Source organism: Amycolatopsis sp. NPDC104775 (genome assembly GCF_055583325.1).
This window is the reverse complement of sequence record NZ_JBVJOE010000009.1, coordinates 80753-107135: the sequence shown is the minus strand read 5'-3', so window position 1 is coordinate 107135 and position 26383 is coordinate 80753. Positions and strand designations below refer to the sequence as shown.

Sequence of the window (26383 nt, the reverse complement as noted above, 5' to 3'; positions counted from 1 at the left end):
GAAGGGGGCACAGACATGTCACGCATCGGAAAGCTGCCGGTCTCCGTCCCCTCCGGGGTCGAGGTGACCATCGACGGCCAGAACGTCAAGGTCAAGGGGCCGAAGGGCACCCTGGAGCACACCGTCGCCGAGCCGATCACCGTCGAGCGCGGCGAGGACGGCGCGCTCCTGGTGAAGCGCCCGGACGACGAGCGCACGAGCCGCGCCCTGCACGGCCTCACCCGCACGCTGGTGAACAACCTCGTGGTGGGCGTGACCGAGGGGTACGAGAAGAAGCTGGAAATCCACGGCGTCGGTTACCGTGTGCAGGCCAAGGGCTCGGACCTCGAGTTCGCGCTCGGCTACAGCCACCCGGTGAAGATCGAGGCTCCGGAAGGCATCACCTTCAAGGTGGAGTCGCCGACCCGGTTCTCGGTGTCCGGCATCGACAAGCAGAAGGTCGGCCAGACCGCCGCGGTCATCCGCAAGCTGCGCCGCCCGGACCCGTACAAGGGCAAGGGCCTGCGCTACGAGGGTGAGAAGATCCGCCGCAAGGTCGGAAAGACGGGTAAGTGATGAGCGACACGACTACCACGAAGCGCAAGCCGGTCGGCAAGGACATCTCGACCCGCCGCCGCGTCGCCAAGGCCCGTCGGCACTTCCGCCTCCGCAAGAAGATCAGCGGCACGCCGGTGCGTCCGCGCATGGTCGTCAAGCGGTCCTCGCGGCACATCACCGTGCAGGTGATCGACGACCTCGCCGGTCACACGCTGGCGTCGGCGTCCACCCTCGAGTCGGACCTGCGGTCCTTCGAGGGAGACAAGAAGGCCAAGGCGGCCAAGGTCGGCGAACTGGTCGCTTCGCGCGCCAAGGACGCCGGCATCGAAGCCGTGGTGTTCGACCGTGGCGGCAACGCCTACCACGGCCGCATCGCCGCGCTCGCCGACGCCGCCCGTGAGGCGGGGTTGAAGTTCTGATGCACATGCTCGTGAATGGAAGGAAAGCCTGATGCCGGGACGTACACGGCAATTCGGCGGCGGCCAGGGCGGACCGGGTCAGGGCGGCAACGACCGCGGTGACCGTCGGGACCGTCGCGACCGGCGCGACGGCGGCCGTGGCGGGGCGGCCCAGGACAAGACCCCGCACCTTGAGAAGGTCGTGACGATCAACCGCGTCGCCAAGGTCGTCAAGGGCGGTCGTCGCTTCAGCTTCACCGCTCTGGTGGTCGTCGGCGACGGCGACGGTCAGGTCGGCGTCGGCTACGGCAAGGCCAAGGAAGTTCCCGCGGCCATCGCCAAGGGCGTCGAGGAAGCGAAGAAGAACTTCTTCCGCGTTCCGCGCGTCGCCGGTACCATTCCGCACCCGATCCAGGGTGAGGAAGCCGCCGGTGTCGTGCTGCTCCGTCCCGCCTCCGCTGGTACCGGCGTCATCGCCGGCGGCCCGGTGCGCGCGGTGCTGGAGTGCGCGGGCGTCCACGACGTGCTGTCGAAGTCGCTCGGCTCCGACAACGCCATCAACATCGTGCACGCGACGGTGGCGGCCTTGAAGGGCCTGCAGCGTCCGGAGGAGGTGGCCGCTCGCCGCGGTCTGCCGCTCGAGGACGTCGCCCCGGCCCGGATGCTGCGCCAGCGTGCCGGCCAGGGGGTCTGACATGGCTCAGCTCAAGGTCACTCAGGTCAAGAGCAAGATCGGCACGAAGCACGCTCACCGCGAGTCGCTGCGCACCCTCGGGCTGCGCAAGATCCGCCAGAGCGTCGTGCGTGAGGACACCCCCCAGGTGCGCGGCCTGATCCACACCGTCCGCCACCTGGTGGAGGTCGAGGAGGTCCAGGCATGACCGCCATCAAGATCCACCACCTTCGTCCGGCTCCTGGCGCCAAGCGCGACAAGATCCGCGTCGGCCGTGGTGAGGGCTCGAAGGGCAAGACGGCGGGCCGCGGCACGAAGGGCACCAAGGCCCGGAAGAACGTGCCCGCCGGTTTCGAGGGTGGGCAGATGCCCATCCACATGCGGCTGCCGAAGCTGCGTGGGTTCAAGAACCGGTTCCGCACCGAGTACCAGCCGGTGAACGTGGGCGACATCGCCCGCGTGTTCGCCGATGGTGGCAAGGTCGGGCCGGAGGAGCTGGCCGCGAACGGGCTTGTGCGCAAGGGCAAGCTCGTGAAGGTGCTCGGGAACGGGGACCTGAACGGGGTCAAGCTCGAGGTGACCGCGCACGCGTTCTCTGGTTCCGCCAAGGAGAAGATCGAGGCTGCTGGTGGTTCGGCCACTGTCAGCTGATATCTGGCTGCGTTGATTACGGGCCCGTCCGGCTTTGCTGGGCGGGTCCGTTTTCGTTTTGGCTCGTCGCCCTGGGGGGCGACATTGCATGCGGGGGTTTGCGTGGGGCACCCCGAAGGTTGATTGTGCTGACGGTTCGGGGGTGGTTTTTCAAGGGGGAAAAAGGGCCTTCACAACAACCCCCACCCGCCGAGAGGGGTTTTTCCTTGGGTTTGGGTGTTTTGGGTGTTTGGGGGTTGTTTGTCAAGGCGGGAAAGATGCCTTGACAAGCACCCCCGAACCGCAGGGAGGCTTCGTATCGGGGTGTGGGGGAGGGGCTGAGTACCTCGATTTCTGGGTGCGGCGGCTGCGGTTGGGGCTAGGTGCCTTGATCGCCGGGTGCGTCGGCTGCGGTGGGGCGCGCCGTGGCGGGCGGGGCGGTGGATGGTCGTGAGGGGAACCCTCACGACTTGCCAAGGGTGCTGGTTTCCGTGCTGCTGTTAGGAATCCCGCCTAACGGTGCGGGCCGAACAGGTGATCATCTGTGCTCCGACCGGCCCTACCTGCGGCTCAACGCCGCCGGGTGGTCGTGCACTGAGACGTAAAACGCACACGCGCTGCGGGCGGCCCATGCGAAGCTGTTAGAGTCGGCGGCACGCTTCCGGGCCTGTATGCCCTGAAGCGTTCCTGGCTTGCCAGTGAGTCAGACATCCCGCCGGTCTCGTACCGGCCAAGCCGATCGTCGGTTGGGACGACCGACGACGCCGAGGAGGTCCCCCGCGTGCTCAGCGCATTCCGCTCGGCTCTCGCGACGCCGGATCTACGCAAGAAGATCCTGTTCACGCTAGCCATCGTCGCGGTCTACCGGATCGGTGCAACCATCCCGGCTCCGGGGGTCTCGTTCGCCGCCGTGCAGGCCTGTACCGCACAGGCCGATCAGCAGGGCGTGTACCAGCTGCTCAACCTTTTCAGCGGCGGTGCGCTGCTGCAGCTGTCGCTGTTCGCGACGGGCATCATGCCCTACATCACCGCGAGCATCATCATTCAGCTGCTCACCGTGGTCATTCCGCGGTTCGAGGAGCTGAAAAAGGAAGGTCAGTCCGGCCAGAACAAGCTGACCCAGTACACCCGGTACCTCACGATCGCGCTGGCGATCCTGCAGGCCACCGGCGTGGTCGCGCTGGCCGACCGCGGCACCCTGTTCCAGGGTTGCTCGCAGCCGATCATCCCGGACAACAGCATCTACTCGCTGACGCTGATCGTGGTCACCATGACCGCGGGCACCGCCGTCATGATGTGGCTGGGCGAGCTGATCACCGAGCGCGGCGTCGGCAACGGCATGTCGGTGCTGATCTTCCTGAACATCGCGGCTCGCATCCCGGCCGAGGGCGCCAACATCATCAGCAACGGCGGTGGCGTCGCGCTGGTCGTCGTCCTCGCGTTCGGTCTGGTGATCATCGCCAGCGTCATCTTCGTCGAGCAGGGCCAGCGCCGGATCCCGGTGCAGTACGCCAAGCGCATGGTCGGCCGCCGGATGTACGGCGGGACCTCGACCTACCTGCCGATCAAGGTGAACCAGGCCGGTGTCATCCCGGTCATCTTCGCTTCGTCGCTGCTGTACCTGCCGCAGCTGCTCAGCCAGCTGATCGGCGACCCGCAGAGCAACTCGGGCTGGCAGTCCTTCATTCAGAACTACCTGGTCAACCAGAGCAGCTGGGTGCACATCCTGCTCTACTTCCTGTTGATCATCTTCTTCACCTACTTCTACATCACGATCACGTTCAACGTGGACGAGCGTGCGGAAGAGATGAAGAAGTTCGGCGGCTTCATCCCGGGCATCCGGCCCGGCCGTCCCACCGCCGAGTACCTCAGCTTCGTGCTGGGCCGGATCACTCTCCCCGGCTCGCTGTACCTGGGCATCATCGCGATCCTCCCGAACTTCTTCCTGTCCCTCACCGGCAGCGGGAACAACCAGAACTTCCCGTTCGGTGGCACGGCTGTGCTGATCATGGTCGGCGTCGGGCTCGACACCGTGAAACAGATCGAAAGCCAGCTGATGCAGCGCAACTACGAAGGGTTCTTGAAGTGACGCGACTGGTTCTCGTCGGACCGCCCGGCGCGGGCAAGGGCACGCAGGCGGCGGCCCTGTCCGAACAGCTGCGGATCCCGCACATCTCGACGGGCGACCTCTTCCGGGCGCACGTCGGCCAGGAGACCCCGCTCGGCCAGGAGGCCAAGCGGTACCTGGACTCGGGCGAACTGGTGCCGGACTCGGTGACCAACGAGATGGTCCGCGAGCGGCTGGCCGAACCGGACGCGAAGGCGGGCTTCCTGCTCGACGGGTTCCCGCGCAACACCAAGCAGGCCGAGGTCCTCGGCGAGATGCTGAGCGAAGCCGACACCAAGCTCGACGCGGTCATCCAGCTCGACGTGGCCGAGGACGTCGTCGTCGGCAGGCTGATGTCGCGGGGCCGTTCGGACGACACCGAGGACGTCATCCGCCGCCGCCAGCAGGTGTACGTGTCGGAGACCGCGCCGCTGCTGGAGTACTACGCCGACATCCTGGTGAAGGTCGACGGCGTCGGCGAGGTGCAGGAAATCTCGGACCGCGTGCTGAAAGCGCTGCGCGCCCGCACGTGAATCTCGGAGGATTGCGTGTTCTGCAAGTGCTCCGCCGCGGGCGCATGATCGAGATCAAGACGCGCGGCGAGCTGGAGGCGATGCGGGCGGCCGGTCTCGTCGTCGCCCGCACCCTGGCCGCCGTGCGCGAACTCGCGCGGCCCGGAGTCAGCACGGCCGAACTGGACCAGCTGGCCGAGCAGACCATCCGCGACGCCGGCGCGGTGCCCTCGTTCAAGGGCTACCACGGGTTCCCGGCGTCCATCTGCGCGTCGGTGAACGAGCAGATCGTGCACGGCATCCCGTCGGACAAGCAGGTGCTCGCCGACGGCGACCTGATCTCGGTCGACTGCGGCGCGATCCTCGACGGCTGGCACGGCGACTCCGCGGTGACCCTGGAGATCGGCGAGGTCAGCGAAAAGGACCGGCAGTTGTCCGAGGCGACCAAGCGCGCCATGTGGGCGGGCATCGAAGCCGTCCGCGCCGGATCGCGGCTCACCGACATCTCGTTCGCCGTGCAGACCGCCGCCCGCCAGGCGGGCGAGGACGACGGCCGCGAGTACGGCGAGATCCTCGAGTACGGCGGCCACGGCATCGGCCGACAGATGCACATGGAGCCGTTCCTGCCGAACGTCGGCAAACCCGGCAAGGGCCCGCGGCTCAAGCCCGGCATGGCGCTCGCGGTCGAACCCATGCTGACCGGCGGCAGCGGCGAAACCCTCGAACTGGAAGACGGCTGGACGGTCGTCACCATCGACGGTTCGCGCGCCGCGCACTGGGAACACACCGTCGCCATCACCGAGGACGGTCCCTGGGTGCTCACCCTGCCCGAAGAGTCCTGAGCGGCCCGGCCGCCACTCACACGGGTCTACTTACACCCCGGTCGACGGGGCACTGCACGGGTTGCGTACACTGTCAAGTCGGCGCGCTCATGCGCCGGTTCCAGCATGCTCGTGAATTCTCGCGAACCACGTGGACCCGGGGCCGAGTGTGGCCGAGCACCACCCAGTAAGCAAGGACTCGAGCTCAAAACCGATCACGCTGTGCACATCGAGCGTGCTCAGGGATTGCGGAGGACATGGCTAAGAAAGACGGGGCCATCGAGGTCGAAGGCCGCGTGGTCGAGCCGCTCCCCAACGCGATGTTCCGCGTCGAGTTGGAGAACGGCCACAAGGTCCTGGCACACATCAGCGGCAAGATGCGGCAGCACTACATCCGCATCCTGCCCGAAGACAGGGTTGTCGTGGAGCTGTCGCCCTACGACCTCTCCCGTGGTCGCATCGTCTACCGCTACAAGTGATCACGCCAGAGCCGAGCAGAGCAGGAAGCAGGAAGACGTGAAGGTCCAGCCGAGCGTCAAGAAGATCTGCGACAAGTGCAAGGTGATCCGCCGTCACGGCCGGATCATGGTGATCTGCGAGAACCTGCGTCACAAGCAGCGTCAGGGCTGAGAACCGCACTGCAGCAGGCCGCTTGACGGCTAACCCACCCTCCCCGTACCTGCCGGGCCGCGCGAGCGGCCCGGCGCACCCCCGGACTTCAGGCCGGGGCCGGGACACCCGCGGCGCAAGCCACGGGCACGACAGGCGAGTCGGTTCCGGAACCGGACGGGGAGCAGACCTGAAGACAACTCGAAAAAGGAGCACCAGTGGCACGACTCGCTGGCGTCGACCTCCCCCGCGAGAAGCGGTTGGAGATCGCGCTGACCTACATCTACGGGATCGGCCGTACCCGCTCGAAGCAGATGATCGCTGCTGCCGAGCTGAACGCCGACACCCGCGTCAAGGACCTCAGCGACGAGGATCTCGTCAAGCTGAAGGACTACATCGACGAAAACTTCAAGGTCGAGGGTGACCTTCGCCGTGAGGTGAACGCCGACATCCGGCGCAAGATCGAGATCGGGACCTACCAGGGTCTGCGCTGGCGTCGTGGTCTGCCGGTGCGCGGTCAGCGCACCAAGACCAACGCCCGCACCCGCAAGGGCCCGAAGAAGACGGTCGCCGGCAAGAAGAAGGCTGGCAAGAAGTGAGCACCCAGGGCAAGAAGGTCGTTCGCATGGGCGGTTCCGTCCGTCGTTCCACGGCTTGTGTCTCGCCCAAGGCGCTCTACGCCCGCCCGATGGCGCTGCGGAACCTCTACACCGACGCCGGATCCATCATCCGCCGCGGGCAGCAGGAAGCCGTCGCCGCTCACCAAGAGAACGCGCGTTAACAGGAGATCCCTCAGACAATGCCACCCAAGAGCCGCACTGCGGGGGCCAAGAAGGTCCGCCGCAAGGAAAAGAAGAATGTCGCGCACGGTCACGCGCACATCAAGAGCACCTTCAACAACACCATCGTCTCCATCACGGACCCGACCGGCGCCGTGATCGCGTGGGCCTCGAGCGGCCATGTGGGCTTCAAGGGCTCGCGCAAGTCGACTCCGTTCGCCGCGCAGATGGCCGCCGAGAACGCCGCCCGCAAGGCCGCGGAACACGGCATGAAGAAGGTCGACGTTTTCGTGAAGGGCCCGGGTTCGGGCCGCGAGACGGCGATCCGCTCGCTGCAGGCGGCCGGCCTCGAGGTCGGCACCATCCAGGACGTGACCCCGCAGCCTCACAACGGCTGCCGCCCGCCCAAGCGGCGCCGGGTCTGAGGAACGGGGAGGAGTACTAAGAAATGGCTCGTTACACCGGCCCCGCGACGCGTATTTCGCGTCGCCTCAAGGTTGACCTCATCGGCGGCGACCAGGCGTTCGAACGTCGCCCCTACCCGCCGGGCCAGCACGGCCGCGGGCGCATCAAGGAGTCCGAGTACCTCCTGCAGTCGCAGGAGAAGCAGAAGGCTCGCTACACCTACGGCGTTCTCGAGCGCCAGTTCGTCCGGTACTACAAGGAAGCCGTGCGGCGTCCGGGCAAGACCGGTGAGAACCTGCTGCAGATCCTCGAGTCCCGGCTGGACAACGTGATCTACCGCGCCGGCATCGCCCGCACCCGCCGTCAGGCGCGGCAGCTGGTGAGCCACGGCCACTTCCTGGTCAACGGCGTCAAGGTCAACGTGCCGTCCTACCAGGTCACCAAGTGGGACATCATCGACGTGCGGCCGAAGTCGATGGGCATGCTGCCCTTCGTCGCGGCCAAGGAGTCCTTCGGCGAGCGTCCGGTTCCGGCGTGGCTGCAGGTCGTCCCGTCGAACCTCCGCGTGCTGGTCCACCAGCTGCCGGAGCGCGCGCAGATCGACGTTCCGGTTCAGGAACAGCTGATCGTCGAGCTTTACTCGAAGTAACCGGTCTCTGCGACTGGTTACGGGGCGGCGGCGCCCGGAGTGCGCCGCCGTCACGCCATCCCTTCGACGTCATATGGCGGGCGTCGTCTGGAAAGGAAACTAAGGAATGCTGATTTCCCAGCGGCCGGCTCTTGGCGAAGAGACGGTCAACGAGACCCGCTCCCGGTTCACCATCGAACCGCTGGAGCCCGGCTTCGGCTACACGCTCGGCAACTCGCTGCGGCGCACGCTGCTGTCGTCCATCCCGGGCGCGGCCGTGACGAGCATCCGCATCGACGGCGTGCTGCACGAATTCACCACCGTTCCCGGGGTGAAGGAAGACGTCACCGACATCATCCTGAACCTCAAGGAGCTCGTGGTGTCCTCGGAAGAGGACGAGCCGGTCACCATGTACCTGCGCAAGCAGGGCCCGGGTGAGGTCACGGCTGCCGACATCGTGCCGCCCGCGGGCGTCACCGTGCACAACCCGGATCTGCACATCGCGTCGCTGAACGGCAAGGGCAAGCTCGAGATCGAGCTCGTCGTCGAGCGCGGCCGCGGTTACGTTCCGGCCCTGCAGAACAAGCAGGCGGGCGCGGAGATCGGCCGGATCCCGGTCGACTCGATCTACTCGCCGGTGCTCAAGGTGACCTACAAGGTCGAGGCCACCCGTGTCGAGCAGCGCACCGACTTCGACAAGCTGATCCTGGACGTCGAGACCAAGCCGTCGATCACCGCGCGCGACGCGGTGGCCTCGGCGGGCAAGACGCTGGTGGAGCTGTTCGGTCTCGCTCGCGAGCTGAACGTCGACGCCGAGGGCATCGAGATCGGCCCGTCGCCGCAGGAGGCGGACACCATCGCCGCCTACGCGATGCCGATCGAGGACCTGGACCTCACCGTCCGGTCGTACAACTGCCTCAAGCGCGAAGGCATCCACACCGTTGGCGAGCTGGTCTCGCGCAGCGAGGCGGACCTTCTCGACATCCGCAACTTCGGCGCCAAGTCGATCGACGAGGTCAAGCTCAAGCTCGTCGGCCTCGGCCTCGCGCTGAAGGACAGCCCGCCCGGGTTCGACCCGTCCGCGGCTGCCACCAGCTACGACGGCGAAGGCTGGTCGGAAGGGGTCGCCGGCATCGGCGGCGGGATTTCGGACGACGGCCACGACGATGGCCAGGACTACGCAGAGACCGAGCAGCTCTGAGGCCTCGTGCCCGGACGCTGTGAGCTGAACTAGGAGAAAGTCATGCCCACCCCTACCAAGGGAGCCCGGCTCGGCGGGTCCGCCGCGCACGAGCGGCTGATCCTGGCCAACCTGGCCACTCAGCTGTTCGAGCACGGCAAGATCACGACGACCGAGGCGAAGGCCAAGCGGGTCCGCCCGCTGGCTGAGAAGCTGATCACCAAGGCGAAGCGGGGCGACCTGCACAACCGTCGCCTGGTGCAGAAGGTCGTCCGGGACAAGGACGTCGTGCACAAGCTGTTCGCCGAGATCGGCCCGCACTTCGCGGAGCGTGCCGGCGGTTACACCCGCATCACCAAGACGATGCCGCGCAAGGGCGACAACGCCGCCATGGCCGTCATCGAACTGGTCGCGGAGAAGACCGTGACGTCCGAGGCCGAGCGGGCCCGCAAGACCAAGTTCGCCAAGGACGAGGTCGCCGCCGCTCCGGTCTCCGAGGAAGCCGCTGAGGCTCCCGCCGCGACCGAAGAGGCCCCGGCTGCCGAAGAGGCTCCGGCCGCTGACGAGGCCGCTGCCTCCGAGAGCGACGCCGACGCCAAGAAGGACTGAGTCCTGCCGGCACTGTCTGCATCGGACGAGCCCGCCGCTCCCCACGGGGAGGGCGGGCTCGTTCGTCTGCGCTTGGACGTGAGCTACGACGGCACGGACTTCTCCGGCTGGGCCCGCCAGCCCGGCCGCCGCACCGTGCAGGCGGAACTGGAGCAGGCGTTGCACCGCCAGCCGCCGGGAGAGTCGGTGCCGAAGTCCGTGGTCGTCGCGGGCCGCACGGACGCCGGGGTGCACGCGACCGGTCAGGTCGTGCACGTCGACGTCGTCCCATTCGCGCCGGGTGCGCCGGGCCGGATTCCGGTGGACTCGCTGGGAATCCCGGACCTGACGCGCATGCGCGGCCGCTGGAACAAACTTCTCCCCGCCGACGCCCGGGTCCTCCAGGCACGCGTGGCTCCGGCCGGGTTCGACGCGCGGTTCTCAGCCATCCGGCGGCATTACCGGTACCGCGTCTCAGATGCTCCGTGGGGCGTCGATCCCTTGCGCCGCCACGACACTTTGGCTTGGGGGCGTCCACTGTCGACAGAGCGGATGAACGCTGCCGCCCAGGAGTTGTTGGGCCTGCAGGATTTCGCGGCGTACTGCAAACAGCGCGAGGGCGGCACGACGATCCGCGAGCTGCAACGGCTGGAGTGGACTCGGATCGACGAGCATCTGCTGGAAGTCCAGGTAAGCGCGGACGCGTTCTGCCATTCGATGGTCCGCAGCCTGGTCGGAGTCTTGCTGCTCGTGGGGGACGGGCGGCGCGGAACCGGGTGGCCCGGCGAGGTTTTGGCGAGCGGGACGCGCGACAGCGCGGTCGCCCCGGCGCACGGATTGACGTTGACGGCGGTGGATTACCCGCCGGATGAGTTGCTGGCCGCGCGGGCGGAACAGACTCGGAACGTGCGGTCGTCGACCGAGCTTTAGGGGAGAGCAATGAGGGCCTCCTTGAGGGAATCGGATTCCCTCAAGGAGGCCCTCACGGACTATTCGCCCAGCGAAAGCTCAGTCGCCCCGGCGAACCGGCCCGAGAAGCTGCTGTTCCTTCTGCGTCGTGACCAACCGCAGCGGACGCCACAGGTTCGTCCCCAGCGCCACGACCTGGTCGTCCTTCAACGTGGTCAGCTGGCGCATCATCTGCGGCGGCAACCGCCAGATCCGGGCCGCCAGCTCAGCCTGTCCGGCGGGGAGCCGCTGCATCAGGACCAGATCCGCGGCGTTCGCCGTGGTTCCGGCCTGCGGGTGCAGGTACGGCAGCACGTACACCGTGGTCTGCCACGGCGAACGGGGCGGGAACAGGTCCTGCGGGGTCGGCCCGCCGTCGGTCACCACGAGCAGTGGGGCGTCCTCGGACGGGCGCGGCAGCTCGACCGGCGAAAGCCGGCGGATCTGCACTAGCGGCGACGGGCGTCCGTCGCGGCTTCCGGCCGCCTGCTGCAGCACCTGCCACGCTGCGGGGCGTCCGGTGGCCACGACCACCCACGCACCCGTCGCCATGGCGCGCATCGCGACCTGGCGGGCCAGGTAGAGCCCGCCGACGAGCACGATTCGGGTCGGCTGCGAGCGCAGCGCGGAGACGGTCAGCGGTTCGCCCTTGAGGCCGGAGCCGAGGACGACGCCACCGCGGTCGCCGGACGGGCTGATCGCGTCGAGCATGGCCGGATCGACGGTGAACTCCGGGGCGATGCCGGGGTTCTGTCCAGCATCCCGAACTCGGGTGCTCATGCCGCCGCCTCCTTGAGGAGTTTCACGCTAGTCGCCGGGGAGGCGACGGCATGAATAACGATGATTCGCTGGCAAGCCGCGCTCATGCTGTGCCTCCGATTGGCAGCGTCGCGGAGAACGCCGAGATCTGCATGCCCTTCATCGGGGTCAGGTCGACGTCCAGCCGCTCCGCGATGCTCTGCAGCCGCTGGTCGGCGGCGTCCAGCTCGCGCGGGTTGCGGGCGCTGAGCCGCACCACGCCGCGCAGGCCGATGCGGCCCTCGTCGGCTGAGGGCGAGATCGCCATGGCGACCGTCGCGGACAGCGCGCGCACGCTGGTGAGCCCGTTGAGGCTGCCGCTGATCTTGCCCTTGGGCCAGCCGGTGATCGCGTAGCTGGAGTGCCCGATGCCGGCCGCGGTGACGCCGGTCCAGCTCTCCTGCAGGCTGACCTTTTCGTTCGAACCGGCGACCGCGGTGAGCTCGGCCGCCGAGATGCTGGCGCGCAGCAGCTCGTCCGGGTCCAGCGGCCGGGTCGGCACGCCCTGGGACTCCAATGCGTTGCGCACCCGCGACAGCGCGCCGATCATCGCGCGGTGCGCGCCGACGACGCCGCCGCCGCGTTCCCGGATCGCCTCCGGGCAGCGGCGCGGGTCCAGCCGGACCGCGATCCACGTGGTCCGCCGGGCGGCCGCGGGCAGCGGGCCGAGCACCTCGAGATAAGAACTGAGCGCCGGGGCGTCCGCGGGCATCGCGGCCGAACCCGGGTAGCTGTGCCAGATCATCTGGATGGAGTCCAGCAGCACGCCGCGGTCTTCCAGGCACGGCGCGAGCGCGGACAGCGGAAGGCTGGGCGCGCCGCCGGCTTGGGAGATCATCGCGGGCATCGGCTCGACGAGCAGGACCGCGGTCCAGGTGCCGTCGTTCCAGGCGATGCCGACTTCCTGGCGTTCGTGGTCGACGGCGTGCGCCACCACGAGGTCCGGGACAGCCAGCCGCAGCAGGCTGACGCGCGCGTCCTCCGGGCCGGTAACGGCGCTTTCCTCGGCGAGTTCCTCGATGCTGGTCGGCGGCGGAGGGGTCGCCACGCGGCCGTGCGAGCGGAACCGGTACCGCAGCGTCAGCGAGAGCCACTGGGTGAACCAGCGGCCGCCCACGCGCAGGAACGCGAGGATCAAGCCGAGCGCGGCGACGCCGATCGCGACGTACTTGAGCTGCATGTTGATCGCGAGCAGCACGAGCCCGATCGCGACGCCGACTTCCAGCACGACGAGGTTGACCACCGGCAGCGGGCCGAGCGAGATGCCGCCGGAACGCTTCCGCGAGGGCGGGGCCATCCGGAGCGCGGTCGCGGTGCCGCCGCCGGTCGGTGCGGGTTCGCTGCTTTCGGGGCTGCCGCCGCTGTTCGGGCCGCCAGGTCCACCAGGTCCGCCGGGGCCACCGCCGCCGGGACCTCCCGGGCCACCAGGGCCTCCGCCGCCAGGCCCGCCGGGGCCTCCGGGACCGCCACCGCCAGGTCCGCCCGGACCTCCGGGGCCGCCCGGGCCGCCAGGACGCGGACCGTTAGGCCCGCCGCCGCCAGGACGTCCGGTTCGCGGGCCGGTAGGAACGACAGGTCCGCCAGGGCCACCCGGACCTCCCGGGCCGCCAGGCCCACCAGGTCCGCCGGGCTTGGGTCCGCCGGGCCCACCCGGCTTCGGTCCGCCAGGCCCGCCAGGCCCAGGAGCGCCAGGAAGGCCGGGTCCGCCGGGCTTGGGAACGCCGGGTCCGGGAGTGACCGGCCCGCCGGGTCGCCCGGGACCGCCAGGTCCACCGGGACCACCCGGGCCGCCGGGGGCGGGAGTGCGAGGGGGCATGCCGGGTCCGCCGGGAGCCGCGCCGGGTCCGCCGGTTCTGCCGGGCCGCTGCGGCGGACCCGGGGGACGTCCCCCGGGAGGCGGTGGCGGCCCCTGTGGACCAGGCGGACGTGGAGGCGTGCTGACGGACATCCGCGCGTTCTCTTCCCCTCGTGAGTGCTGCGTACCCGGAAAGCCGGTCCCGGGATGCCTGACCCTAACCGGAGTTGGTAGAAACCCCACACCAGACGGTCCCCGTACGGCTATCCTGCGGAACCGTACCGCGACGGGGAGGACTGTAGGTCGAGAATGCCATCAACACCCACGACTAAGTCTCAGGTTCAGGCATACAAGTTCGTCCTGCGCCGGATGCAGTCCGCGCTGGTCCGCCGCGACGCGGTGATGTTGCACGACCCGATGCGCTCCCACGGGCGCGCGACCGCGGTCGGCGTGATCCTCGGCGTGCTGGGCGCCGTCGTTTTCGTGCTGTGGGGCCTGTTGAGCCCCGCGCCCTCGGTGCCGTCGTCGGACAACATCGTGATCGGCGAGCAGTCCGGCACCGTGTATGTCGTCACCGGGAATCCGGCGCGGCTGATCCCGACGTTCAACCTCGCGTCCGCGCGGCTGATCCTCATGGCGCAGAAGCAGCAGGGCGGCCAGGGGCAGCAGGGCGGTCAAGGCGGCCAGCAGCAGGCGGCGGAGGTGAAGAACCCGACTGTCGTCTCGGATGAACAGTTGAAGAACATGCCGCGCGAGAAGCTGACCGGCATTCCGGACGGCCCGCAGCTGATCCCGTCCGCGGATCAGCGGATTTCCCCTAACTGGGCAGTGTGCGACGAAGTGCTGCTCGACCCGTCGCTGCCGCAGCCGGACTCGGTGAACAAGACCAATACCGACGTGATCGCCGGCATCGACAAGCTCGGCGGCGAGCTGCAGGAAAACCAGGCGCTGCTCGGCGACGCGGGCAACGGCAAGACCTATCTCATCTACCGGCTTCCCGCGACGCAGAGCCGGCCGAACGCGAACACCGTGCGCGCCGAGGTGCCGTCCGGCTCCAGCGACCCGGTGCGGTCCGCGCTGCATCTGCCGACGAAGGCGCGCAAGGTGTCGCAGGCCTTCCTGAACGCGATCCCGGAGGTCACCAAGCTGACCCCGCCGCTGGTGGACGGCGACAACACGACGCCGTCGAGCAGCTTCGACGGCCTGACCGTCGGCAACGTCTTCTCGACCCAGCCGACCGGCGGGGCGCAGGAGTACTGGCTCATCGCGAAGAACGGCATCCAGAAGGTGTCGCCCGCGGTCGCGGACATCGTCCGCACGGCGAAGAGCGGCGGCACGGCCACCACCCCGGTGCTGGGCCTCGACAAGATCAACAACGTCAAGGTGCTGCAGCAAGGCGACCCCGGCTACGTGCGGGTCGACGACTACCCGAAGGTCGTCCCGACCGTCCTCGACGCCACGCAGGGCTCGCCGGTGGCGTGCCTCGGCTGGTCGCTCAACGCCGACCGCACCCAGGCGCACACCTCGGTCTACATCAACAAGCAGATCCCGGTGGAGAAGAACGCCGACGGCACCTCGAAGATCCTCAGCGTCAGCAACACCGGCCCGAACGGCGTGCCGATCACCGGCTTCTACATGCCGACCGGATACGGCGCGGTGGTGCAGTCGGCCACCGAAACGGACAAGACCTTCGGCAAGGGCCCAATCCAGCTGATCTCCGACCGCGGCATCCGCTACGGCGTGCCGGACGTGGCGACCGCGGAAGAGCTGGGCTTGAACAACCGGCTGCCCGCGCCGGAATCGATCATCGGGCTGCTGCCGACCGGGGCGTCGCTGAACGTGCAGAACGTGATGAAGCAGTTCGATTCGGTGCCGATCGACCCGAACGCGGGCTCGTACAAACCGCAGGCGGCCGGACAGCAGCCACCGGCCGGGAACTGACGGCGGGTTCCGTCCGTCACACTCGGACACGCACCGGGTGAGCGGAGGGATGAACGTGGCAGCGCCGGGAAGCAGTCCGGGAACAAGCGCCGTGCGGATCGACGGCGCGGTCGTCGGCGGCTACGCGGCGAAAGTCGCGCGGGCGGCCGACGAACTGGAAACCGCCGCAGGCGAGGTGGGCGCGGGAGCGACCACCGCCGAGGCGTACGGCGAGGTCGGTGCGCGGCTGGGCGTGCCGGAGTCGTATGCGCAGGCCTCGCAAGCATTGCGCGGTCAGCTCACCGCCGGGGTGGCCGCACTGCGGTCGGTCACCGCGGCGCTGGAGCAGCTCACCACCGGGCACACCGAGCGGGACGCCGACGCGGCCGAGCGGATCGAGCGCGCCGGGAGGGTCTCGTGACGGAGCCGTCTTTGGCGTATGTGACCGAACTCGCCCGCGAGCTGGGCGTGACCGATCCGGTCGCCACTTACTACCGGCCGCTCACCGGCCGCTGGGAGGAACTGGACGCGGAGGCCGAGAGCCTGCGCGGCGCGGCCCGCACGGCGGCGAGGGTGTCGACGGATCTCGCGGAGGATCTCGGCCGGATCGACGCGTCGTGGTCCGGCCCGGACGCGGACGCGTTTGTCGCCTACCTAGGTGAAATCCGCGCCGCGAGCGAAGGCGCGGAAGATGCGCTCGACGCGCTCGCTGACTCGATTGACCAGCTCACCGAATCGCTGCGCAAGATCGCTGGCGCGGCGGAAGAGGTATTGGTCGACGCCGCGGACTTGCTGTCCGAATCGGCGATGCTGCCCAGCGGCGGCGCCTCCCGGGCGCGGTCGCAGCTGCGGGAGACCGAGCAGTCGTTGAAGTCGTTGCACGAGGCCGCGGAGGACGTCCTGCGCGAGTTCGGCCGGTTGTGCGCCGGGGTCGACGCACCCGCCGGGAGCCCGTCGAGCATCGAATTGCGGCACCACTACCCGGCGCAGCAGTTCCGATTGCACGACGCGGACTCTCCCGCGAGCGCTCCGGCGGAAACCAGCGCGAGAGAGTCCACAGTGGCCTCTTCGGCGTCCACTTCGGACGATTCGGTGAGCCCGTCCGCCGCGGAGGATTCCCATCACGGCAAGGAAACCGCCGCTGATCCTCGGCTGGAGCAAGGCCAAGCGGGAATTCCGCCCGCCGAGCCGATCGCCCCGGCCGCGCAGCCCGCGGCGGCGAACCAGGGCTCGGGCACGTCGATGATGCCGATGATGGGCTTCGCCGGGATGGGCGGTGGTGGCGGTGGCGGCGGCAGTTCGCAGCACAAGCCGAGGCAGCGCACCGCGGCGAAGACGTCGGAGATCTTCGGCGAGCCCGCGCAGGTGACCCCGCCGGTGATCGGGCAGGACCCGCCCGCACGGCGGCCGGAGAAGGACGGGAAGCCGCCGAAACCCGGGAAGTGACCAGGAAGGCCGCCGCCGCGATCTCCGCGGCGGCTGCCTTTTCCGTGCCTGGAAACGGGTCTCGCGCACAGACTGAACAAAAAAGGGGGCCGCCCTCCGCGACAATCGCGGTGAGCGGCCCCTTTTCGGTGCCGGAAGTTATCGCGCCGGTGGCGACCCGGACCGGTTCCGCCGGATCGTGTGCACCACGAACAGCGTGATCAGCAGCGCCGCGACGCCGCCGCCGGTTCCGGCGAGCGCGACGATCATCGGGGTCGAGCTGATGCCGTCGGCTGGCGGCAGTTTGGCCTCCTGCACCACCGGTTTCGGCAGCGACAGGTTGCCGGTGTCGCCGGGAAGGTTCGCGGTGAGCGCGGCCACCGGGTCGATCACGCCGTAGCCGACGAAGTTGTCGCGCCCGCCCGGAGCGGCCGGGTGCTGCGCGGTCGCCTTGAGCCGCTTGACCACGTCGCGCGCGCTCAGCTTCGGGTACATCGAGCGGACCAGCGCGGCGACGCCCGCCACGTACGGCGCGGCGAAGCTGGTGCCCTGGATCGGCGACGGGTTGCCGTTCGCGATCGTCAAGTTCGCGAGACCGGTCGAATGCTCCGCCGGGTCGAGCGACACGATCTTGGTGCCCGGCGCGGCGACGCCGACCCACGGGCCGTGCACGCTGAACGGCGCGACGCCGCCGTCATCCTGGATCGCCCCGACGGACAGCACGTCGTCGGAGAACCACGGCGGCGTGACGATCGACTTCGGCTTGTTCGGGTCGGCCTGGTCGTTCTGCGGGCAGTTCTCCGAAACGTTGCCCGCGGCCGCGACGACCACGATGTTGCGTTCGGCCGCGTAGTGCACCGCGGCCTGGACCTGGCGCTCGCCCCGCTGGATGTCGCCGGGCGCGGTGCCCGCGCGGCAGTGGTCGACCGACATGTTGATCACGCTGGCCTGGCCTTTGTCGGCGATGCCGCGGATGATCTGCGCGAGCGTGTTCAGCGTGCCCGCGGTGCCTTCCTTCTGCAGCTGCCGGTTGTCGCCCTTGTTGTCCTGCTGGGGCGCCGTGCCGCTTCCGCTGCCGGTGCCGCCGCCCGAGGACGGGGGCAGCTGGCTGTTGCTGCTGCCCGCCGGGGGCTGCTGGCTCTGGCTGCCCGCGGGGGGCTGGCCGGTCCCGCCGGACGGCGGGTTCGCGGGCTGCTGCGGGCTGTCGTCCTTGGCGTAGTTCTCGCTCAGCTGGCGGTAGGACACGATGCGCGCGTCCGGGGCCACGCCGATGAAACCGACCTGCGGATCCTTCGGGTTGCCCGCGATGATCCCGGCGACCTCGGTGCCGTGGCCGTCACAGTCCTGCAGGCCCGGCTCCGCGCCGTTGTCCGGGTTGGCGACGTAGTCTCCGCCGCTTTCCACCCGGCCCTGGAACCACGGATGCGGCGTGACGCCGGTGTCGATCACCGCCACCTTCTGGTCGCCACCGACCGATCCGGTCGCCGCGCGGACGATCTGCTGCGCTTTGTCCAGCTGCAGGTAGTCCTGCCCCCACGGGCGGAAGTTGATCTTGACGTCCTGCCCGAGACTGCGCTGCACGCACTCGTTTTTCTTCTTGTACGTGGTGTCCGAGTGCCCGCTGTCGGCGGGCGGCTCGTCGCCGGGGCCCAGCGGCGGGGGAGTCGCCCAGGTGCCCGCGGGAGCGTCCGCCGTCTGCGCCGACGCCGGAGCGACGGCGAACGGCGAGGCCAGTCCGAGCCCGGCCGCGAACAGCGCCACCCCGGCCCGGCCCGGAAGGCCGAGCCTGCGGGGGAAGGAACGTCGGGAGCCCATCGCGGCGCTCACTTGAGGTTGAGGTGGCGCAGCGTCGAGTAGAGGTCCATCACGCCGAGGGCGAGCGGAAGCACCACGGCGATGCAGATCGCCTCGATGATTTCCACGGTGCGCCGCAGCGGCGGCGAGAAGCGCTGGTCCGGGAAGACCACGCCGACCACGAGAGCGCCCGCGGCGATCAGGATCAGCGCGCCGAAGACGTACAGCAGCCGCTGCTCCGCGGTGGCGGAGAAGAACAGCCAGCCGAGCAGGATGCCCGCCGCGGCGACCATGCCGGTGGTGAGCAGCGCGATGGCCTGCGCGCCGTTGGCGTAGGCACGGGCGCGCAGCAGCAGAACCAGCGTGGCGACGACGCCGAGGATGATGCCGAAGACGTTCGGGGCGGTGGCCGCGAGGACCGCCGCGACCGCCGTGGTGGCTCCGCAGCCGATCATCAGGCCGGTCATGTAGTCGTGCGCGACCGCGGTGCGCTGCTCGATCGCCTTGTAGTCGGGGAAGCCGGAGTCTTCCTTGAGCTCCTCGGCGGTGCTCGGCACGTACGGCAGCGGCAGCTTGGCGAGCCAGATGGTGGCGCGCGGCAGGAAGGAGATGCAGCCCAGCGCGACGGCGACCGTGCCCGCCGCGACCGACGCGGTGTCCGCGGTGGTCACGAGCGTCGCGACGAGGAAGGCGAGCGCGCCGAACACGCCCGCGGTGGCGGTGGCGATGAAGACCCGGATGCCGGTGCCGACCACGAGGATGCAGACCGCCGAGACGATCAGCACCAGCACCGCGCCGAGCAGCAGGTTCGCCCGCACCGACAGCCCGGGCACGATGTAGAAGCCGCTCACGAACGCCAGCGGGAGGCCGCCCGCGGAGGCGATCAGCACGCCGGTGGCCTCGGCCTGGTACGCCTTGGCGAGCGTGGCTCCGACCGCGACGCAGGCGATCGCGCCGAGACCGCCGGCGATCGCCGGGCCGAGCGAGGAACCGCCGTAGAGGGAACCGCTGAAAAACAGGGCCAGCGCGGAGAAGAACAGGGCGAGGCCGCCTGCGGCGTGGCCGAACCGGCGGGCGGTTTCCTTCGTCCACGGGCGGAAAGAGTCCGGGTCGGCCTCCGCGATCGCGTCGACCACGTCGTCGTACATCGGCGGCGGCGGGTTCTCGTTGCGCTTGCGCAGCTGCAGCAGTTCGCCGTCGACCACGCCGAGGGACGCGAGCGTCCGGCTCGGGTCGAGCGGGGCGTCGCCGAGCTTGGCCAGCGCCCAGCCGCCGTGCCGGGCCCCGCCGTCCGGAGTGACCTCCTTGGCCATCTCCAGAAGCATGGGCAGCAGGTCGGCCACCGCCACGTCGGCCGGAAGCGCGACGTCGATGCGTGTCGTCGGTGCGACCACCGTGACCCTGCTGAATACCGTCGTGCCCGTTGCCACTAGATCCCCCGCTCTGAAGAGTCAGCTCCCGGGGGAACTTATACCGAACCTGGTGACAGGTTTCAGCGCGTCTCCGCAAATCATCGGCGAAAGTACCCGCACAGGCCGGGTTGGGCCAGACCGACCAGCGGGTTCGTCCGGCTGGTCCGATAACTGTCGGTGGCGGTCCTTACACTCGGGCGCACTGGGAGGACGGGCCCCGCCGGGGCCCGGGGAGGGGTTGGGAGATGCCGATCCTGGAGTTGGCCGGATTTCCGGGGCGACGTTCGATAGGTTGTCCCGCGCACCCGGGTGCAGGCGTCGAGCAGGAATAGAGGGGTCCCTTCGATGAGCACGCTGCAGTTCAAGAAGTCGCCGCGGCTGGCCGCGCCGCGCCCGCCCGGCGGCGAGGTGCATCTCGAGCCGCCGCCCGAGGTGCCCCGCACGATCCCGGGAAACATCGTCGCCAAGGCGATTCCGGGCGTGATGATCTTCGCGTCGCTCGGGATGATGGTCTTCATGTTCACGGCGGGTGGGAAAAACCCGACCACGATCATGATGAGCGGCATGATGCTGATGGGCACCGTCGGCATGCTCGCCGGAGGCGGCGGCAAGGGCGGTGGCCAGAAGAAGGCCGAGATGGACGAGGACCGCAAGGACTACCTGCGGTACCTCGGCCAGATGCGCGACCGTGCCCGCGAGGCGATGGTCGACCAGCGCGCCGCACTGGAATGGGTGCACCCGGACCCGCAGTCGCTGTGGTCGCTCGCGGCCAGCCGCCGGATGTGGGAGCGCAGGCAGAACGACCAGGACTTCCTGCACCTGCGCGTCGGCCGCAGCTCGCACCGCCTCGCCACCCGGCTGGTCCCGCCCCAGACCGGCCCGGTGGACGAACTGGAGCCGATCGCCACCCTCGCGCTGCGCCGGTTCGTGCGCGCGCATTCGATCGTTCCGGACCTGCCCACCCAGATCACCCTGCGCGGGTTCGCGGCGGTCAGCATGCAGGGCGAGCGCCACCGCACCCGCGCGCTGACCCGCGCGATGCTGGCTCAGCTGGTCGCCTTCCACAGCCCCGACGACGTCATGATCGCGGTGGCCACCGCGGGCCGGGCGAAGCAGGAATGGGAATGGGCGAAGTGGCTCCCGCACGCCCAGCACCCGACGCTGTCGGACGGCATCGGCCAGCTGCGCATGATGGCCGGCTCGCTCAAGCAGATCGAAGACTGGCTGGACGAGGAACTGCGCGACCGGCAGCGGTTCTCCCGGAACGCGACGCCCGCGCCGGACCAGCCGCACGTCGTGATCATCATCGACGACGCCGAGGTCACCCGCGAGGAACAGATCATCCTCGAAGAGGGCCTGGTCGGCGTCACCCTGGTCGACCTTTCCGATTCGATCGGCAACCTCGCCGCCCGGCGCGGCCTGCGGCTCGTGGTCGAGGAGGAGCGGCTCGGCGCGCGCAGTGCGGGCGGGGTCGAATGGTTCGGCCGTCCGGACCAGCTCAGCGTGGTCGAGGTCGAGGCGCTGGCCCGGCTCATCGCGCCGTACCGCGTCGGCGGGGGCGGCGGAGCGGACGTCAGCGAGGAAGAGCCGCTGCTGTCCAACCCGTCGCTGCTGGAACTGCTCGGCATCCCGGGCGACCCGATGACCTTCGACGTCCAGCAGGCGTGGCGGCCCCGGCCGATCCGCGACCGCTACCGCGTCCCGTTCGGCGTCGGCGAGTACGGCCAGCCGGTGGAGCTGGACATCAAGGAGGCCGCGGCCGAGGGCATGGGCCCGCACGGCCTGTGCATCGGCGCGACCGGTTCCGGCAAGTCGGAGTTCCTCCGCACGCTGGTGCTGGGCATGCTGGCCACGCACTCGTCGAGCACGCTGAACTTCGTCCTCGTCGACTTCAAGGGCGGCGCGACGTTCCTCGGGCTGGACAAGGCCCCGCACGTGTCCGCGGTCATCACCAACCTCGCGGACGAGGTCACGCTGGTCGACCGCATGAAGGACGCGCTGGCCGGCGAGATGAACCGCCGCCAGGAAGCACTGAAAAACGGCGGCAACTTCAAGAACGTCTGGGAGTACGAGAAGGCCCGGGAGAACGGCGCCGACCTCGACCCGCTGCCCGCGCTGTTCATCGTCTGCGACGAGTTCTCCGAACTGCTGGCGGCGAAGCCGGACTTCATCGACCTGTTCGTCGCCATCGGCCGGCTGGGCCGGTCGCTGCAGATGCACATGCTGCTCGCGTCGCAACGGCTGGAAGAGGGCAAGCTGCGCGGCCTCGACTCGCACCTGTCCTACCGGATCGGCTTGAAGACGTTCTCCGCGGCGGAGTCCCGCGCGGCGATCGGCGTGCCGGACGCGTTCGAGCTGCCGTCGGTCCCCGGTGGCGGGTACTTGAAGTACGACACCTCGACCCTGGTGCGGTTCAAGGCTTCCTACGTTTCGGGCCCGTACCGGCCGGCTGGCATCAAGGCGGCCGGACCGGCGGCCACGGTGGTGCGCGCGGACAAGCGGCCGCAGCTGTTCGTGCCGGACTTCGTGGAACTGCCGAAGGAACCCGAGCCGGAGCCGGTCGTCGCGGAAGAGGCTCCGAAACAGCAGGAGTCCGAAGAGGCGGTCGAACCCAGCGAACTGGACGTGATCGTCAGCCGCCTGGTCGGGCAGGGCCCGCCGGCGCACGAGGTGTGGCTGCCGCCGTTGAACGAGCCGAACTCGCTCGACACGATGCTGCCGAACCTCAACCCCACCGACGACCGAGGGCTGTCCCCGGTCGGGTTCTTCGGCAACGGCAGGCTGCAGGTGCCGATGGGCATCGTCGACCGGCCGTACGAGCAGCGGCGCGACCTGCTGTGGGCGGACTTCTCCGGCGCGCAGGGCCACGGCGTCATCGCCGGCGGTCCGCAGTCGGGCAAGTCGACCATGCTCCGGACGCTGATCATGTCGATGGCGCTCACCCACACGCCCGAGGAAGCGCAGTTCTACTGTCTCGACCTCGGTGGCGGCACGCTGTCCGGCCTCGCGGACCTCCCGCACGTCGGCGGAGTCGCGGTGGCCCGGCGCGAGCCGGACAAGGCCCGCCGGATCGTGGCCGAGCTGACCACGCTGCTGACCGAGCGCGAAGGCCGGTTCGGGGCGCTGGGCGTCGACTCGATGACGGAGTTCCGCAACCGGAAGCGCCGCGGCGAGATCACGCCGGAGCAGGACCCGTTCGGCGACGCGTTCCTGATCGTGGACAACTGGCGGGCGCTGCGCGACGACTTCGAGGAGCTGGAGACGTCGATCACGCGGCTGGCCACGCAGGGTCTGGCCTACGGCGTGCACGTGATCATCTCGGCCAACCGGTGGGCCGACCTCCGGCCGGCCATCAAGGACATGCTCGGCACGCGGTTCGAGCTGCGCCTCGGTGACCCGACGGAGTCCGAAATGGACCGCCGGATCGCGGTCAACGTCCCGGCCGGGCGGCCGGGCCGCGGGCTCACCCGCGACAAGCTGCACCTGCTCACCGGCCTGCCGCGGATCGACGGGTCGAGCGATCCGGAGACGGTCGCGGCGGGCGTCGCGGACGCGGTCGCGAAGATCCGCGGGGCGTGGCGCGGCCGGGTGGCTCCGCAGGTGCGCTTGCTGCCGGAGATGATCACCTACGAAGAGGTCCTGCAGATCGACCAGAAGCGGGACACGAAGCTGGTCCCGATCGGCGTCAACGAGGAAGACCTGCAGCCGATCTACCTGGACTTCGACGCGGACCCGCACTTCTTCGCGTTCGCCGACGGCGAGTCCGGCAAGACCAACCTGCTGCGGCAGATCGCGCGCGGGATCACCGAGCGCTACACGCCGCAGGAGGCCGTGGTCCTGCTGGTCGACTACCGGCGCACGATGCTCGGCTTCCTCCAGGGCGATTCGCTGCTCGGCTACGCCGTGTCCTCGGCGCAGCTGGACAGCATGGTCCAGGACGTGGTCGGGTCGATGACGCGGCGGCTGCCGGGTCCGGACGTCACGCAGGAACAGCTGAAAACCCGGTCCTGGTGGACCGGCCCGGAGCTGTTCATCCTGGTCGACGACTACGACCTGGTGGCCACGCAGTCCACCAACCCGCTCAAGCCGCTTTCGGAGTTCCTCGCCCAGGCGAAGGACGTCGGCCTGCACTTGGTCGTGGTCCGGCGCACCGGTGGTGCGTCGCGGGCCGCGTACGACCCGATCATCGGCAAGCTCAAGGAGCTGGCGGCCACCGGCATGGTGATGAACGGTTCGCGCGACGAGGGCGCGCTGATCGGCAACATCCGGCCGAGTGCCATGCCGCCGGGCCGGGGCAACATGCTGAGCCGCAAGAACGGGAAGCAGCTCGTGCAGGTGTCGTGGATCCAGCCCGACTGACCGACCGGGGAGCCGTCGCGGTTGACGGAAGGGGTGCCCGGTGACGGTGCGGGTCGCGGTCGACTTCGGGACCTCGAGCACCTGCGTCGTCGTGTCGGTCAACGGCCGCGAGCCGCAGGTCGTGGTGATCGACGGCCAGCCGCTGATGTCCTCGGCGGTGTACGCGGCGTCCGACGGCACCCTGTTCGTCGGCCAGGAGGCCGAACGGCAGGCGGCCGTCGACCCGTCGCGGTACGAGCCGAATCCGAAGCGGCGGATCGACGAGGGCGATCTGCTGCTCGGCGATTCGGTGCTGCGGGTGATCGACGTCGTGCACGCGGTGCTCGACCGGGCGGTCGCGGAGGCGCGGCGCGTCGCGGGCGAGGCCGAGGTCGACCTGCTGGTGCTGACCCATCCGGCGGACTGGGGCGCGATCCGCACCCGGCTGCTGCGCCAGGCCGCGGGCCGGTTGGCGCGCGAGGTGGCGCTGGTGCCGGAGCCGGTGGCGGCGGCGGTGTACCATGCGGCCACCTTCGCCCCGGAGGCCTCGCCGGGCGGGCGGACGGTCGAGTTCTCCGGCCGTCCTGGCGACGCGCTGGCGGTGCTTGATCTCGGCGGCGGCACCGTCGATGTCAGCGTCGTGCAGCGGTCGCCGGAGACCGCGCGTGCGGCGCGAGTGCCGGGTGCGCCGCCGCAGCGGGGCGGGTTCCAGGTGCTGGCCACGCGAGGCGATCCGAGTTTCGGCGGAGCCGACATCGACCAGGCGTTGCTGGAGCACGTCGGGTCGCTGGTGTCCGGCACGGATCCGCAGGCGTGGCAGCAGTTGGTCGAGGGCCGTGAGCTGGCTGAGCGCCGGCGGCGCCGGGTGCTGCGGCAGGACGTCCGCGGCGCGAAAGAAACGTTGTCGCGGCACACGTACACCGATGTCCCGTTGCCGCCGCCGTTCGCGGACGCGCACGTGACGCGGGCGGACCTGGAACGGCTGATCGCGGCTCCGCTCGGCCGGGTGGTCGAGCTGACCAGTGCCGCGATCGCCGACTCGGGGCTGCGCCCGAAGCAGCTCGCGGCGATCTTCCTCGTCGGCGGGTCGAGCCGGATCCCGATGATCTCCCGGCTGGTGCACGAGCGCACCGGCGTGGTGCCGACGAGCCTGGACCAGCCGGAGACGGTGGTCGCGCGCGGTGCGCTCCGTGCGGTGCTGCTGGAGCCGGACCGCACCGGGGTGCTGCCCGGTTCGTCGATGCCGGGGCAAGCCGAGCACCGCACCGAGATCGTCCGCGGGGACGCGCCGACCCGGCGGAGCCTGCCGCCGGTGCCGAACGCGCCGCTTCGGAACGCTCCGGCGCAGCCGATGCCGCCGCGCGGGTTTTCGTCCGCCGATCCGGCCAGGGGACCGCAGAGCGCGTCGTTCGGTGCGATAGCTCCCGTCGGCGGGAGTCCATTGCGGACGGGGCCGGGCAAGAACGCGTTGGGGCAGAACGGTTCCGGGAACGGAGCGTTCGCCGCTCCCGGAACGGAAGCGTCCGGAGGCTCCGGCAAGGCGAAGAAACGCCGCCGGCTGTGGTTGATCACCGCTGCGGTGGCGGTCGTGGCCTTGGTCGCGGGCGGAGTCGTGTACTTCGTCAGCAGCGGGGACGACTCGAAACAAGGGCGTTCGTTCTCCCAATACGATTTCAGCCTCGTCGCGCCGAGCGACTGGATCCAGACCACCGACGAGGTCGCGGACCGGCAGGTGATCCTGCATCCGCAGGACGCCGCCAAAGGCAACGATCTCGTGCTCGCGCAGGAGTTCGTCATGGACTACGACGCGACGGCCGACCGGCAGAAACTTGTCGACGCTTTGCGGTCCGGGGTCAACGGAAACGCGAACTACACTGCGTTCCGCCCCGATCTGACTTACGGTGGCCGGACCGTGATCGGCTACGTCGAGAACAAACCGGAACGGATTACCGTCCGCTGGTATGTGCTCGTGCAAGGGCGGATCCGGGTGCACGTCGGCTGCCAGTACCAATCGCCCGCGGTACAGCAGCGCGTCGACGCCGCGTGCGAGCAAGTGGTGCGCACGTTGAAGATCACCAGCTGAAGG

At 69.5% G+C, this 26383-nt stretch carries 26 protein-coding genes; 22 read left to right on the top strand and 4 right to left on the bottom strand.

Translation table 11 applies throughout. The annotated features are described in order from the left end of the window. The first annotated feature begins 15 nt into the window (after positions 1-15). The 17 genes from rplF (at position 16) to truA (ending at position 10797) form a co-directional block, all read left to right on the top strand. Positions 16-555 carry a 50S ribosomal protein L6 gene (gene rplF, locus ACZ63D_RS33110; RefSeq protein ID WP_009072324.1) on the top strand — a complete coding sequence of 180 codons (540 nt, stop codon included), beginning with the start codon at positions 16-18 and terminating at the stop codon, positions 553-555. Further along, positions 555-956, top strand: a complete 402-nt coding sequence (gene rplR, locus ACZ63D_RS33105) for a 50S ribosomal protein L18 (RefSeq protein WP_037712274.1) — start codon at positions 555-557, stop codon at positions 954-956. The genes rplF and rplR overlap by 1 nt, the downstream gene beginning before the upstream one ends. 31 nt (positions 957-987) lie before the next feature. After that, on the top strand, positions 988-1629 hold the full coding sequence (gene rpsE / locus ACZ63D_RS33100; protein ID WP_009072328.1) for a 30S ribosomal protein S5: 642 nt from the start codon (positions 988-990) through the stop codon (positions 1627-1629). A 1-nt stretch (position 1630) separates the two neighbouring features. Then, positions 1631-1816 (top strand): 50S ribosomal protein L30, encoded by a 186-nt coding sequence (gene rpmD, locus ACZ63D_RS33095; RefSeq protein WP_004558875.1) that lies wholly within the window; start codon positions 1631-1633, stop codon positions 1814-1816. Next, the gene (gene rplO / locus ACZ63D_RS33090) at positions 1813-2259 is read left to right on the top strand and encodes a 50S ribosomal protein L15 (RefSeq protein WP_465358271.1); all 447 of its coding nucleotides are present in this window, start codon (positions 1813-1815) and stop codon (positions 2257-2259) included. Before rpmD ends, rplO begins: the two co-directional genes overlap by 4 nt. A gap of 760 nt (positions 2260-3019) precedes the next feature. Next, the gene (gene secY / locus ACZ63D_RS33085; protein ID WP_344270202.1) at positions 3020-4327 is read left to right on the top strand and encodes a preprotein translocase subunit SecY; all 1308 of its coding nucleotides are present in this window, start codon (positions 3020-3022) and stop codon (positions 4325-4327) included. Further along, positions 4324-4878 (top strand): adenylate kinase, encoded by a 555-nt coding sequence (locus ACZ63D_RS33080; protein WP_465358270.1) that lies wholly within the window; start codon positions 4324-4326, stop codon positions 4876-4878. The genes secY and ACZ63D_RS33080 overlap by 4 nt, the downstream gene beginning before the upstream one ends. A gap of 44 nt (positions 4879-4922) precedes the next feature. Further along, positions 4923-5699, top strand: coding sequence for a type I methionyl aminopeptidase (map, locus tag ACZ63D_RS33075; protein ID WP_465358475.1), 777 nt, complete (start codon positions 4923-4925; stop codon positions 5697-5699). A gap of 236 nt (positions 5700-5935) precedes the next feature. Next, complete coding sequence (gene infA / locus ACZ63D_RS33070) at positions 5936-6157, top strand: translation initiation factor IF-1 (protein ID WP_004558881.1); 222 nt, start codon at positions 5936-5938, stop codon at positions 6155-6157. A gap of 37 nt (positions 6158-6194) precedes the next feature. Further along, positions 6195-6308, top strand: a complete 114-nt coding sequence (gene rpmJ / locus ACZ63D_RS33065) for a 50S ribosomal protein L36 (RefSeq protein ID WP_004558882.1) — start codon at positions 6195-6197, stop codon at positions 6306-6308. Between the two features lie 197 nt (positions 6309-6505). After that, the gene (gene rpsM / locus ACZ63D_RS33060; protein WP_009072337.1) at positions 6506-6886 is read left to right on the top strand and encodes a 30S ribosomal protein S13; all 381 of its coding nucleotides are present in this window, start codon (positions 6506-6508) and stop codon (positions 6884-6886) included. Further along, positions 6883-7068 (top strand): hypothetical protein, encoded by a 186-nt coding sequence (locus ACZ63D_RS33055; protein WP_009072338.1) that lies wholly within the window; start codon positions 6883-6885, stop codon positions 7066-7068. The genes rpsM and ACZ63D_RS33055 overlap by 4 nt, the downstream gene beginning before the upstream one ends. 18 nt (positions 7069-7086) lie before the next feature. Next, a complete protein-coding gene (gene rpsK, locus ACZ63D_RS33050; RefSeq protein WP_009072340.1) occupies positions 7087-7491 on the top strand; it encodes a 30S ribosomal protein S11 in 405 nt (134 codons plus the stop codon). Positions 7492-7514: 23 nt separating this feature from the next. Next, positions 7515-8120, top strand: a complete 606-nt coding sequence (gene rpsD, locus ACZ63D_RS33045) for a 30S ribosomal protein S4 (RefSeq protein ID WP_037368514.1) — start codon at positions 7515-7517, stop codon at positions 8118-8120. Positions 8121-8226: 106 nt separating this feature from the next. Continuing rightward, entirely contained in the window at positions 8227-9300 is a 1074-nt protein-coding gene (locus ACZ63D_RS33040) for a DNA-directed RNA polymerase subunit alpha (RefSeq protein ID WP_009072342.1), read from the top strand. Positions 9301-9342: 42 nt separating this feature from the next. Continuing rightward, positions 9343-9888, top strand: a complete 546-nt coding sequence (rplQ, locus tag ACZ63D_RS33035) for a 50S ribosomal protein L17 (RefSeq protein ID WP_465358269.1) — start codon at positions 9343-9345, stop codon at positions 9886-9888. Between the two features lie 72 nt (positions 9889-9960). Next, positions 9961-10797, top strand: a complete 837-nt coding sequence (truA, locus tag ACZ63D_RS33030) for a tRNA pseudouridine(38-40) synthase TruA (RefSeq protein ID WP_465358268.1) — start codon at positions 9961-9963, stop codon at positions 10795-10797. 78 nt (positions 10798-10875) lie between these two features. Here the strand turns inward: truA and ACZ63D_RS33025 are convergent, their stop codons facing one another. Both ACZ63D_RS33025 and eccE read right to left on the bottom strand, forming a co-directional pair. Next, positions 10876-11595, bottom strand: a complete 720-nt coding sequence (locus ACZ63D_RS33025) for a hypothetical protein (protein WP_037816254.1) — start codon at positions 11593-11595, stop codon at positions 10876-10878. An 82-nt stretch (positions 11596-11677) separates the two neighbouring features. Next, on the bottom strand, positions 11678-12910 hold the full coding sequence (gene eccE / locus ACZ63D_RS33020) for a type VII secretion protein EccE (protein ID WP_465358267.1): 1233 nt from the start codon (positions 12908-12910) through the stop codon (positions 11678-11680). A gap of 807 nt (positions 12911-13717) precedes the next feature. Here eccE and eccB point away from each other — a divergent pair. The 3 genes from eccB to ACZ63D_RS33005 are packed head-to-tail and all read left to right on the top strand — an operon-like array spanning position 13718 to position 16774. Beyond that, positions 13718-15349, top strand: a complete 1632-nt coding sequence (gene eccB, locus ACZ63D_RS33015) for a type VII secretion protein EccB (RefSeq protein WP_465358266.1) — start codon at positions 13718-13720, stop codon at positions 15347-15349. A 49-nt stretch (positions 15350-15398) separates the two neighbouring features. Continuing rightward, positions 15399-15749 carry a hypothetical protein gene (locus tag ACZ63D_RS33010; RefSeq protein ID WP_465358265.1) on the top strand — a complete coding sequence of 117 codons (351 nt, stop codon included), beginning with the start codon at positions 15399-15401 and terminating at the stop codon, positions 15747-15749. Beyond that, positions 15746-16774, top strand: a complete 1029-nt coding sequence (locus ACZ63D_RS33005; RefSeq protein WP_465358264.1) for a WXG100 family type VII secretion target — start codon at positions 15746-15748, stop codon at positions 16772-16774. Before ACZ63D_RS33010 ends, ACZ63D_RS33005 begins: the two co-directional genes overlap by 4 nt. A gap of 138 nt (positions 16775-16912) precedes the next feature. Here ACZ63D_RS33005 and ACZ63D_RS33000 read toward each other — a convergent pair whose 3' ends face one another. Together ACZ63D_RS33000 and eccD are read right to left on the bottom strand one after the other, a co-directional pair. Beyond that, positions 16913-18568, bottom strand: a complete 1656-nt coding sequence (locus tag ACZ63D_RS33000; RefSeq protein WP_465358263.1) for a S8 family serine peptidase — start codon at positions 18566-18568, stop codon at positions 16913-16915. 8 nt (positions 18569-18576) lie between these two features. Next, complete coding sequence (eccD, locus tag ACZ63D_RS32995) at positions 18577-19977, bottom strand: type VII secretion integral membrane protein EccD (protein WP_465358262.1); 1401 nt, start codon at positions 19975-19977, stop codon at positions 18577-18579. Between the two features lie 327 nt (positions 19978-20304). Here eccD and eccCa point away from each other — a divergent pair, with 327 nt between their 5' ends. Both eccCa and ACZ63D_RS32985 read left to right on the top strand, forming a co-directional pair. Next, a complete protein-coding gene (eccCa, locus tag ACZ63D_RS32990; RefSeq protein WP_465358261.1) occupies positions 20305-24318 on the top strand; it encodes a type VII secretion protein EccCa in 4014 nt (1337 codons plus the stop codon). A gap of 40 nt (positions 24319-24358) precedes the next feature. Beyond that, positions 24359-26380 (top strand): type VII secretion-associated protein, encoded by a 2022-nt coding sequence (locus ACZ63D_RS32985; protein WP_465358260.1) that lies wholly within the window; start codon positions 24359-24361, stop codon positions 26378-26380. Positions 26381-26383 lie beyond the last annotated feature (3 nt).